Annotated in this window: 11 protein-coding genes; 8 read left to right on the forward strand and 3 right to left on the reverse strand. The window is 68.9% G+C overall.

The annotated features are described in order from the left end of the window. On the reverse strand, nt 1-1,151 hold a 1,151-nt coding region (dnaK, locus tag ACWCPW_RS50720; protein WP_449768458.1), incomplete at its 3' end, for a molecular chaperone DnaK. Between the two features lie 326 nt (nt 1,152-1,477). Here dnaK and ACWCPW_RS50725 point away from each other — a divergent pair. From ACWCPW_RS50725 to ACWCPW_RS50740, 4 genes are all read left to right on the forward strand, one after another. Beyond that, entirely contained in the window at nt 1,478-2,542 is a 1,065-nt protein-coding gene (locus tag ACWCPW_RS50725) for a hypothetical protein (protein WP_449768459.1), read from the forward strand. After that, complete coding sequence (locus ACWCPW_RS50730; RefSeq protein WP_449768460.1) at nt 2,539-3,486, forward strand: hypothetical protein; 948 nt, start codon at nt 2,539-2,541, stop codon at nt 3,484-3,486. The genes ACWCPW_RS50725 and ACWCPW_RS50730 overlap by 4 nt, the downstream gene beginning before the upstream one ends. An 81-nt stretch (nt 3,487-3,567) precedes the next feature. Then, a complete protein-coding gene (locus ACWCPW_RS50735) occupies nt 3,568-4,398 on the forward strand; it encodes a hypothetical protein (protein WP_449768461.1) in 831 nt (276 codons plus the stop codon). Between the two features lie 43 nt (nt 4,399-4,441). Beyond that, nucleotides 4,442-5,392 (forward strand): hypothetical protein, encoded by a 951-nt coding sequence (locus ACWCPW_RS50740; protein WP_449768462.1) that lies wholly within the window; start codon nt 4,442-4,444, stop codon nt 5,390-5,392. Between the two features lie 59 nt (nt 5,393-5,451). On the opposite strand, the gene ACWCPW_RS50745 is transcribed toward ACWCPW_RS50740, so the two are convergent. Further along, nucleotides 5,452-5,814, reverse strand: a complete 363-nt coding sequence (locus tag ACWCPW_RS50745) for a cupin domain-containing protein (RefSeq protein WP_449768463.1) — start codon at nt 5,812-5,814, stop codon at nt 5,452-5,454. A 114-nt stretch (nt 5,815-5,928) separates the two neighbouring features. Between ACWCPW_RS50745 and ACWCPW_RS50750 the strand changes: the two genes are divergently transcribed. Further along, complete coding sequence (locus ACWCPW_RS50750) at nt 5,929-7,017, forward strand: RNA ligase (ATP) (protein WP_449768464.1); 1,089 nt, start codon at nt 5,929-5,931, stop codon at nt 7,015-7,017. A gap of 79 nt (nt 7,018-7,096) precedes the next feature. Then, a complete protein-coding gene (locus ACWCPW_RS50755) occupies nt 7,097-7,585 on the forward strand; it encodes a YbjN domain-containing protein (RefSeq protein ID WP_449768465.1) in 489 nt (162 codons plus the stop codon). A gap of 69 nt (nt 7,586-7,654) precedes the next feature. Here ACWCPW_RS50755 and ACWCPW_RS50760 read toward each other — a convergent pair whose 3' ends face one another. After that, nucleotides 7,655-8,812 carry a pyridoxal phosphate-dependent aminotransferase gene (locus ACWCPW_RS50760; protein ID WP_449768466.1) on the reverse strand — a complete coding sequence of 386 codons (1,158 nt, stop codon included), beginning with the start codon at nt 8,810-8,812 and terminating at the stop codon, nt 7,655-7,657. 231 nt (nt 8,813-9,043) lie between these two features. Between ACWCPW_RS50760 and ACWCPW_RS50765 the strand changes: the two genes are divergently transcribed. Together ACWCPW_RS50765 and ACWCPW_RS50770 are read left to right on the forward strand one after the other, a co-directional pair. Beyond that, nucleotides 9,044-9,550 carry a DUF2617 family protein gene (locus ACWCPW_RS50765; protein WP_449768467.1) on the forward strand — a complete coding sequence of 169 codons (507 nt, stop codon included), beginning with the start codon at nt 9,044-9,046 and terminating at the stop codon, nt 9,548-9,550. Nucleotides 9,551-9,621: 71 nt separating this feature from the next. Further along, a complete protein-coding gene (locus tag ACWCPW_RS50770; RefSeq protein ID WP_395864672.1) occupies nt 9,622-10,047 on the forward strand; it encodes a DUF350 domain-containing protein in 426 nt (141 codons plus the stop codon). Nucleotides 10,048-10,187 lie beyond the last annotated feature (140 nt).

Raw genomic sequence — 10,187 nt, forward strand, 5'->3', positions numbered from 1 at the left:
ATCAGCTTGGTCATGATGCCGCCCTTGGTCTCGATACCAAGCGACAGCGGCGTCACGTCCAGCAGCAGGACGTCCTTGACCTCACCCTTGAGCACACCGGCCTGGAGCGCGGCGCCGACGGCGACGACCTCGTCCGGGTTGACGCCCTTGTTGGGCTCCTTGCCACCGGTGAGCTCGCGCACCACGTCGGCGACGGCCGGCATCCGGGTCGAGCCGCCGACCAGGACGATGTGGTCGATCGCCGAGAGCGGGATGCCCGCGTCCTCGATGACCTTCTGGAACGGCACCTTGGTGCGGTCGAGCAGGTCCTGCGTGAGCTGCTGGAACTGGGCGCGGGTGAGCTTCTCGTCCAGGTGCAGCGGGCCCTCGGCCGAGGCCGTGATGTAGGGCAGGTTGATCGAGGTCTCCATCGAGGAGGACAGCTCGATCTTGGCCTTCTCCGCCGCCTCGCGCAGGCGCTGGAGGGCCATCTTGTCCTTGGACAGGTCCACGCCGTGCGCGTTCTGGAACTGCTTGACCAGGTGGTCCATGACCCGCTGGTCCCAGTCGTCGCCGCCGAGGTGGTTGTCACCGTTGGTGGCCTTGACCTCGACCACGCCGTCGCCGATCTCCAGGAGCGACACGTCGAACGTGCCGCCGCCGAGGTCGAAGACGAGGATGGTCTGCTCGTCGGCCTTGTCCAGGCCGTACGCCAGCGCCGCCGCGGTGGGCTCGTTGACGATGCGCAGCACGTTCAGACCGGCGATCTCGCCGGCCTCCTTCGTGGCCTGCCGCTCGGCGTCGTTGAAGTACGCCGGCACGGTGATGACCGCGTCGGTGACCTTCTCGCCCAGGTAGGCCTCGGCGTCGCGCTTGAGCTTCATCAGGATGCGGGAGCTGATCTCCTGCGCGGTGTACTTCTTGTCGTCGATCGCCACGGACCACGTGGTCCCCATGTGACGCTTGACGGACCGGATGGTCCGGTCGACGTTGGTGACGGCCTGACGCTTGGCCACCTCGCCGACCAGGACCTCACCGTTCTTCGCGAAGGCAACCACGGACGGTGTGGTCCGCGACCCCTCCGCGTTGGTGATGACGGTCGACTCGCCGCCTTCCAGAACGCTGACGACGGAGTTCGTCGTACCGAGGTCGATACCGACCGCACGTGCCATGATTCGGTTCCTCCACGGGAAGAGTTGAGTGCTTGCCGCTCAAGGATGAGCCGTCGGGTGCAACCGGTCAAATCGCTTGAGTATTCCTGACTCAACTTTAGTGCCTCGCGAGCTGTGAGGGGCGGATTCGGAGGCGTGCTGTCGCGACCCGGACGCTCGGCGTCATCGAAACGTTGTGCGCCTCCGCAGACTTATTTAGGTGAATGTCGCCACAAACGACACCCTTGACGTCTGCAGCCTCTCCATGCGCATGGCAGCATGACGTGGCGCCTGATGCCTGCCAAGCGAACGCCAGGCCAAACCCGAGATCCGAGGGGGACCTCCCGATGAGCGATGGTCAGGGCTATCCGCCTGTGCCGCCGATGCCACCCGGCCCACCACCGGGACAACCGGGACAGCAGGGACAGCCGGGCCCGCCACAGGGTGGCTATCCGCAGCAGGGCGGCTACCCGCCGCCGCCTGCCGGATATCCGCAACAGCAGCAACAGCCGGGCGGGTTCCAGGAGCCCGACGGCTATCCGTACCCGCAGTACAGCCAGTACGGGCACTACCAGCAGTACGCGCAGAACCCGGTCCCGCTGGGCCCGGACGGACGGCCGCCGCGCGGTGGTCGCAGCAAGAAGGTGATCGGCACCTGGATCGCCGGTGTCACCGGCGCCGTCGTCGCGTCCGTGGTGGTCGCGGTGGTCGGCTTCGACGACCCGACCGACAAGAAGGACCCGGACGCGCAGAAGTCGGCGCCCGCGCCGATCGTGACCGGCAAGGTGGCCGCGCCGAGCAACACCGCGGCCGCCGGTCCCAAGAAGGTCGACATCACCAACCAGCTCAAGATCCCGGACACGCTGCCGCCGATCACCGGACCCAAGATCAGCGGCATCTCGGTGGACCCGAAGTCCTGGCCCAAGGCCTGCGATCTGCTGACGGACGACGAGATCAAGTCGGTCATCCCCGAGGGGACCATCCGCGAGCGCAAGAGCTTCATGGGCCGGTACTCGAACCTGCTCGGCAAGAGCGTGAACGACAACGAGTGCGACATCACGCTCGACCTGCCGAACCAGCAGTCCTCGGACTACCCCGCGAAGATCAACGTCACCACGTACGGCTACAAGACGCCGGCCGAGGAGAAGACCTCCTTCGCGAAGGAGAAGACGCAGTCCGAGACGGCCACCAAGGCCTACCCGGACCAGTACGACGACATCCCGGCCGACAAGATCGGGGTGGACGGGTCCTTCCGGGACAACCGCACGATCCAGATCTCCAAGAACGGCTTCCGGGTCTGGGTCACCCTGTCGGCCCAGCTCGAGGACTCGCAGGGCAACCCGCTCAAGAGCAACACCATGGTGCGTCAGTACGGCCCGTCGATGGCCGCGGTGGTCGGGCAGAAGCTGTGAGCGGTGGGTGGCAGCAGGGACCGGGCGGGCCGCCGCACGGGCAGTATCCGCAGCAGCAGCCGGGGTTCCCGCAGCAACAGGGCTACGTGCCCCAGCAGCCCGGCTACCCGCCCGCGCAGCCGGGCTACGGGCCGCCGGGACACTACGGGCCGCCCGGCCACCCGTACGGGCCGAACCCGCCGCGCCGGAACAACCGGCTCGCGCTGTGGGCCGCGGTCGCGGTGGTGCTGGTCGGCGCCGGCGTCGGCGGCTTCGTGCTGCTGAACAAGGACGACGGCGCGGACACCGCCAAGCCCGGCCCGACCTCGGCCGGACCGGCCGCGAGCGGCGGTGGCAAGAGCGGGGACCCCAAGGCCGGGCAGAGCGCCGAGCCGCTCGAGCGTCCGATGGTTTTCCCCGCAGCGCCGCCCGCCGACGCCGGGGCAAAATTCAACGCGACCAACGACGGCAAGACCTGGCCGAAGGCGTGCGACATGCTGTCGGACGCGCAGATCGGGAAGGTCGTCAAGGGCGCCACGGTCAAGACCAGGAAGTCCGACACGACCGTTTCGGTCAAGTACGACTTCCCGGGCGCGGCCGATAATCAGTGCAAGTTCGAACTGGCCGTGCCGGACCCGAACAATCCGAAGTATCCGTCGTACGCCAGGATCGAGCTCACACTCCACGAGGTGAGCACCCCGGTGACCGCGAAGGGCCACTACGGCGACACCAAGAAGAACCGAGGGCGCAAGCCGTTCGGCGTGTTCGAGGAGCTCGGCACGAAGCTGGGCACCGACGACGCGTTCCGCGACGACTCGTACATCTGGTTCCACAAGGGTCCGTACTTCGTGGAGCTGTACGTGTCTTCCGGACTGGACGGTCCGGGCGGGGCGAAGTTGGCGGACGACGACGCGGTCAAGCAGTACGGGCCGACGCTCATCGGTTACCTCGTGGCACGGATGTAACCCGCGGTCCGCGCGGCACCGCAGCATCGGCGACAGCGCATCGGAACAGCGCATCGGAACAGGCATCGGGAGGATACGGGGATGGTACGAATCGGGAACCCAGGAGGGAACCAGTACGGCGGGCCGCAGCAGCAGCCGCAGTACGGTCATCCCGGGATGTACCAGCAGCCGTACCCGCCGCAGCCGCCGCCGCGCCGGAGCAGGCTCAAGCCCATTCTCGGCTGGATCGGCGTGGTGGTCGGCGGTGTGCTGGCCACCGTCGCCGCGTCGTACATCGTCGACGAGATCAACAAGAAGAACGACAAGGGCGACAAGCCGGTGGCCGAGAACGGGGTCGCCTTCCCCGACGGCTACACCCCGCCGCCCGGGGTGGCGTTCGTCGACGGCGCCAAGTTCCGCGCGTCGGGGGACACCGGGACGTGGCCGGACGCGTGCACGATGTTGTCCGACAAGGAGATCCAGAACGCCGTCCCCGACTCGAGCATCGTCGGGTCGCGCGAGGGCCGCAAGGGTGCCAAGACGCCCCGGAACTACGAGTGCACGGTCAAGCTCAAGCTGCCCAACCTCCAGGACCCGGCCACGCCGGCCAAGCTGACCATGACCATCAAGGCGATCGGCGACGCCGGCCCGGTCAAGGACATGTACGAGAAGGCCAAGGCGGAGGCGGCGCCCTTCACCGGCTACGAGGACTTGGCCAACAAGCTGTTCGTCCAGGACGCGTTCCGCCAGAACGGCAAGCTCAACCTGTACAAGCAGGGTGCCAAGCCGGACTCGCCCGGCTACTACGTGGTCCTGGACGTCAGCGCGCAGACCAAGGAATCGACGGGCGCCAACGAGGCGCCCGACACGTGGACCAAGAAGGCCGGACCGGCCCTCGTGCGCGTCCTCAACATCAAGATGACGGACGACTGATTCGCCGTCGTCCCTCGACGGTTCGTCACCACGGGAGCACTCGATGACCGGCCAGTACAACAGCCCGAACTCCGGCCAATACTCCGGCCAGGGACCCGGCTACCCGCCGCCGGGCGGCTACGGTCAGCAGCCGCCGCCCGGCCAGTACGGCGGGCCGGGCCAGTACGGGCCGCCGCCCGGGTACGGCCCGCCCGGTTATCCGCCGCCGTATCCGCCCGAGCCGCCGCGCCCCAACCGCCGCAGGCAGGTCTTCAGTTGGCTGGCGGTGCTCGCGGCGGGCACCGCGGCGACGGTGATCGCCGCGCTGTTGATCAACGGCACGGACGGCAAGAAGAACGAGGCGGTCAAGCTGCCGCCCACGGAATCCGTCCGAAAGCTGGAGAGCTTCGACCCCAACGCGATCCAGAACACTCCGAGCGCCCCCACGTCCAAGGAGGCCTCGCGTCCCTCGGCGCCGCCCGCGCCCAAGAGCGGCGGCAAGTTCGCCCCCGTGGCGACCGACATGTCCACCTGGCCGGACGTTTGCGACCTGATCACCCCCGAAGAGATCGCCAAGGTGATCCCCGAGGTGACCACCCAGGAGGAACAGGGCACCGCCAAGGCGTCCGGTTCGTATGCCTCCCGCGGCCCGGCGCTGCGCAGCACGAGCTGCCTCTACACGGTGAACACCAAGCGTGGCTTCGGCTACAGCAACGTGATCAAGCTGACCATCCAGATCAAGAACATCGACGCTCCCAAGGAGCTCGACTACAACTGGAACCTCAGCAAGAACAGCGCGCAGCGGGTCCAGCCCGACTTCAAGGTGCTGGGCAGCGGCACCGGCGCCGACGACGCCTACTTCGCGGTGAATCAGGTCCTTCTGCGCAAGGGCCAGTACTACCTGCAGGTCGACGCCACCGGCAGCCTCACCAAGGAGGGCTCCGACATGTCCTGGCCCGGCTGGCAGGGCGAGTTGCTGCCGAAGTTCGTCTCGACCATCACCGCCAAGATCTGACCCGAACGCGCCCGGGATCCCGGCGGGTCGCGGCGACCGCCACCCGCCGGGCGCACGGCCTATTCGTCGCGGTGGACCGTTTCGGGGGCGAAGCCGGGGAGGCACACGGCGACGTAGTCGGCGCCTTCGGAGTTCCTGGTGCTGTAGCGGACCCATTCGCCGGCGGGGGTGTGGATGCCCTGGCCGGCGGCGACCTCCTGGACGCCGCCCTCGAACTCGACGGTCAGGACGCCGCGCAGGACGACCGTGTACTCGTCGAACTCGGGGCGCTGGCCCGGTTCCTCCCAGCCGCCGGGGCTGGTCATGTGCGCGATGCTCAGCGCCCGGTCGCCGGTGTTGACCCGGCCGACGTACTCGCGAATGGTCTTGGGGATGTTGCCGGCGGCCTCGACGACCGTCGGCTTCTCGATGAAGTTCGGCATGTGTCCCATCCTGTACCGGGACGCCGGTAAATCGTTGGCGGCCCCGCCCGGGCCCTTGGGACCGTGTAGGCGCCGGGGAAGGCCCCCTGTGCGGTTTCGGGGAAGGGGCGACGCATGTCCACACTCAAGGTCACGGCCGAACGGTTGGTGGTGCACGAGCACCCCAACGCGGACGCGCTGGAGCTGGCCCAGGTCGGGTTGTACCGGGCCGTCGTCGCGAAGGGCGCCTACGTCACCGGTGACGTCGCGGTGTACATCCCCGAGCAGGCGGTGCTGCCGGACCCGCTGATCGACGAACTCGGCCTCACCGGGCGGCTCGCCGGGTCGGCCGGGAACCGGGTTCGGGCGATCCGGCTGCGCGGCGAGCTCTCGCAGGGCATCGTCTGCCGGCCCAGCGCGCTCGAGGGCCGGGACCTGTCGAGCGCGCTCGCCGACGACGAGGACTTCGCCGAGCTGCTGGGCATCGTCAAGTGGGTGCCGCCCATCCCCGTGCACATGAGCGGCGAGATCGTGCCCGCCACCGACCTGCTGCCGTGGGTCGACATCGAGAACGTGCGGCGCTACCCGGAGTTGTTCACGGCCGGCGAGCCGGTGGTGGCGACCGAGAAGATCCACGGCACCGCGTGCCTGTACACCTATGTGGCCGACACCGGTGAGAGCTTCGTGTCCTCGAAGGGCTTCGGCGCCAGGTCGCAGGCGCTGGTCCGGGACGAGCACAACCTCTACTGGCGCAGCGTGCTCGCGCACCGGCTGCCCGAGGCCGCCGCGGAGTTGGCCGCGCGGCACGGCGCGGCCCGGGTGGGCGTGTTCGGCGAGGTGTTCGGGCAGGGCGTACAGGACCTGGCGTACGGCGCGCAGGGCCGGTCGGAGCAGCCGGGCTTCGCGGTGTTCGACGTCGCGCTCGCGGACGCCGGCGGCACGGTGCGCCGGGTGGACGCCGAGCGACTCGCCGAACTGCTCGATGATCTGGAGACGGTGCTTCCGCTGGTGCCGACGCTGTATGCCGGGCCCTACGACGAGGCCGTGCTGCTGGCGTTGGCGGAGGGCCGGGAGACCGTCTCGGGCACCGCCGCGCACCTGCGCGAGGGGATCGTGATCCGCCCGGCCCGCGAGCGGTACAGCGACGTGGTCGGCGGGCGGGCGATCGGCAAGATCGTCTCCGCGGCCTACCTCACCCGCAAGGGTGGCACCGAATACGAATGAGGCCTCGCGCGCTGGGGCCTACCGCTCTGGGCCGAATGAGAGAGGATGGCGTCCATACGTCTGGAGAGGATCTTTTTTCATGAGCATCGACCCGTCCTCGCTTCCGAGGTCGACCTTCGTCCCGGCCGCACCGGTCGTCAAGCCGTCGGCGGACCTGATCAACCAGGTTCTCGACGAGCTTCAGGTGAACCACTTCACCGACGAGGAAGGCGACATCTGCGCGCCCTGGGACGGCTTCCGCGTCTACTTCATGCTGCGTGGCGACAAGCAGGAGATCTTCACGGTCCGGATGTTCCTCGACCGTGAGTTCGACCCGGCGGAGCGCCCGCGGATGCTGGACCGGCTCGACGAGTGGCACCGCCAGTTCTTCTGGCCCAAGGTCTACACGCACGAGCACGAGGAGAAGCTGCGCCTGATCGGTGAGGCCCAGCTCGACTGCGAGCCCGGCATCAACCGCGAGCTGTTCGTGTTCACCACGCGCGCGTGGATCAGCACGTGTATCTCGTTCGCGAACTGGATCAACGAGCAGTTCGGCCCCGAGGACAAGCCGGCCGACGGCCAGGCGTAGTCCGCCGAAGCGTGTGTGGGGGCCGTCGGCCCCCACACGTACGCCGGTGCCCGTGCGGGCGGGCCCGGCTCAGCCGGTCGCCGCGAGCCGCTTGGCGGCCTCCTCCAACACCTCGACGCGCTTGCAGAAGGCGAACCGCACCAGCGGTCGGCCGACCTCGACGTCGTCGAAGAACACCACCTCCGGGATCGCGACCACACCGCGCAGCTCGGGCAGTCGACGGCAGAAGTCGAGGCCGTCCGTGTAGCCCAGCGGGGTGATGTCGGTGGTGGTGAAGTAGGTCCCCTGCGGTTCGTAGACGGTCAGTCCGGCCGCGCGCAGACCGCCGCCGAGCAGGTCGCGCTTGTACCGCAGATCCTCGCGCAGCCCCTCGAAATAGGCGTCCGGCAGCCGCAGGGCGTGTGCGACGGCGGGCTGGAACGGCGCGCCCGAGGTGTAGGTCAGGAACTGCTTGGTCGTGCGTACCGCGGCGATCAGCTCCCGCGGCGCGCACACCCAGCCGATCTTCCAGCCGGTGAACGAGAAGGTCTTGCCCGCCGACGAGATGGTGACGGTGCGCTCGCGCATGCCCGGCAGGCCGGCGATCGGGATGTGCTCGCCGTCGTAGACGAGGTGTTCGTAGACCTCGTCGGTGACCACGATCAGGTCGTGCTCGATCGCGATGGCGGCGATCGACTCCAGTTCGGCCCGGGTGAGCACGGTGCCGGTCGGGTTGTGCGGGCTGTTGAGCATGATCACCCGGGTGCGGTCGGTGACCGCCGCGCGCAGCTCGTCCGGGTCCGGGCGGAAGTACGGGGGGCGCAGGGTGACGCCGACCCGGCGTGCGCCGGCCATCGCGATACACGCGGCGTACGAGTCGTAGAACGGTTCGAGTGCGATCACCTCGTCGCCGGGCTCGAGCAGCGCGAGCAGGGTGGCCGCGATCGCCTCGGTCGCGCCGGTGGTGATCAGCACCTCGGAGTCGGGGTCGAAGGTCTGCCCGCGAAAGCGCCGCCGGTGCTCGGCCACCGCCAGGCGCAGGTCCGGGATGCCGTCGCCCGGTGGGTACTGGTTCACGCCCTCGCGCATCGCGGCGACCGCGATCTCGATCACCTCCGCCGGGCCGTCGGTGTCCGGGAAGCCCTGGCCGAGGTTGATCGCGCCGGTGCTGCGCGCGAGCGCGGACATCTCGGCGAAGATCGTGGTGCCCAGGCCGTCCAGGTGTCGGGCCAACAGCGGTCGGTTCATCCGTACGGCTCCTTCGCGGGGGTTGGTCTACCCGCCCATCCTCGCGCGCCGGATGGCCCGGCCCACAGGGTGTCCGTCACCCGTTCGTGTCAATGCCTTTCACCTTCGCGGGTGACGACGCTGTGCCTTTGGGCACCTACCGTGAGTCATGTCCCCTGGTTTGCAGCCGATTGTCGCCCCCGGGAGCCTCCCGTGGGGTCTTCCCCGTTGCCCGGACAGATGAGCGCGAGAATGCACGCCACACTCACCACCACGTACACCGACACCCGCGCGGACGCCCTCGGCTGGTGCCTGGGCCTACCGGCGCTCCCCGCGCTGGCCGAGCGCCATGTCGAACTCGGAGGGCTGAAGCTGGAGCTGCGGCTGCTGGGCGCGTCGCACCAGATGTTGATCATCCCCGACCGGGGGGAGGGCGACGCGGTGTCGGAGACCGTCGCGTGCCTGCCGGGTGCGGCCACCCCGCTGCCCGCCCGGGCGGCCACCCGGCTCGGCCGGTGGGAATACGAGTTCACCGCGTTGACCCAGCGGTTGGAGGACGCCGCGTTCGTGGCCCGGGTGCGCGAGATCGTGGCCCTGGCGACCGGGCACCGATACGGCCTGATCGGCGAATACCCGGGGCTGCCGTACGCGGTCACCGCGATGGTGGTCGAGCGCTGCGGGGCCGGCGCGGTCTGGTCCACGTGGCACACGTATCCGCAGGAGTGCCGAATCGTGAACACTCGGAGTCGCGCGATGTGACGATCGCACGAAACGATCCGACACAATGACGCCCCATCAGGTGATCCGACGACGATGGGGGACACGGCGCCATGTTCAGGGATCTCGCGGAAGGTGTCGGTTACGCGTTCGCCTACGGGGGCGTGGGCATCGTGCTCATGGTCCTGGGGTTCGTGCTCGTGGACCTGCTGACACCCGGCAACCTCGGTCGGCAGATCTGGATCGAACGCAATCGCAACGCGGCGCTGGTGCTCTCCTCGGCACTGCTCGGCGTCGGCATGATCGTCACCACGGCGATCGCGACCACCTACGAGGAGTTCGGCAAGGGGCTGGCCTCCACGGCGCTGTTCGGGGTCTCCGGGCTGATCCTGATGGCCATCGCGTTCCTGGTGATCGACCTGGTCACCCCGGGCCGACTCGGTGCCACCGTGGTCGAGCGCGAACCGCACCCGTGCGTATGGGTCACCGCGTCGTCCCAGATCGCGATCGCCGCGATCGTGTCGGCGTGTATCGCCTGAGCCGGGGGTCGGGCCCGGGCCGAGCCTGAGTCCGGGCCCGACTCCGCCCGAAAGCGGACTGCTCGGACACGCGTCCGGCGGCGATTGCCTGGGCGGCTGACCCGGCCCGACAATAAACTGAAACACGTTACAGCCGTACC

The organism is Embleya sp. NPDC001921 (genome assembly GCF_053594475.1).

Bases quoted from the DNA above. Each gene is read 5' to 3' on its own strand.
- ACWCPW_RS50745 (WP_449768463.1), bottom strand. From the start codon at position 5,814: ATGCCGAACTTCATCGAGAAGCCGACGGTCGTCGAGGCCGCCGGCAAC.
- ACWCPW_RS50760 (WP_449768466.1), bottom strand. From the start codon at position 8,812: ATGAACCGACCGCTGTTGGCCCGACACCTGGACGGCCTGGGCACCACG.
- ACWCPW_RS50770 (WP_395864672.1), top strand. From the start codon at position 9,622: ATGTTCAGGGATCTCGCGGAAGGTGTCGGTTACGCGTTCGCCTACGGG.
- ACWCPW_RS50725 (WP_449768459.1), top strand. From the start codon at position 1,478: ATGAGCGATGGTCAGGGCTATCCGCCTGTGCCGCCGATGCCACCCGGC.
- ACWCPW_RS50750 (WP_449768464.1), top strand. From the start codon at position 5,929: ATGTCCACACTCAAGGTCACGGCCGAACGGTTGGTGGTGCACGAGCAC.
- ACWCPW_RS50765 (WP_449768467.1), top strand. From the start codon at position 9,044: ATGCACGCCACACTCACCACCACGTACACCGACACCCGCGCGGACGCC.
- ACWCPW_RS50740 (WP_449768462.1), top strand. From the start codon at position 4,442: ATGACCGGCCAGTACAACAGCCCGAACTCCGGCCAATACTCCGGCCAG.
- ACWCPW_RS50755 (WP_449768465.1), top strand. From the start codon at position 7,097: ATGAGCATCGACCCGTCCTCGCTTCCGAGGTCGACCTTCGTCCCGGCC.
- ACWCPW_RS50735 (WP_449768461.1), top strand. From the start codon at position 3,568: ATGGTACGAATCGGGAACCCAGGAGGGAACCAGTACGGCGGGCCGCAG.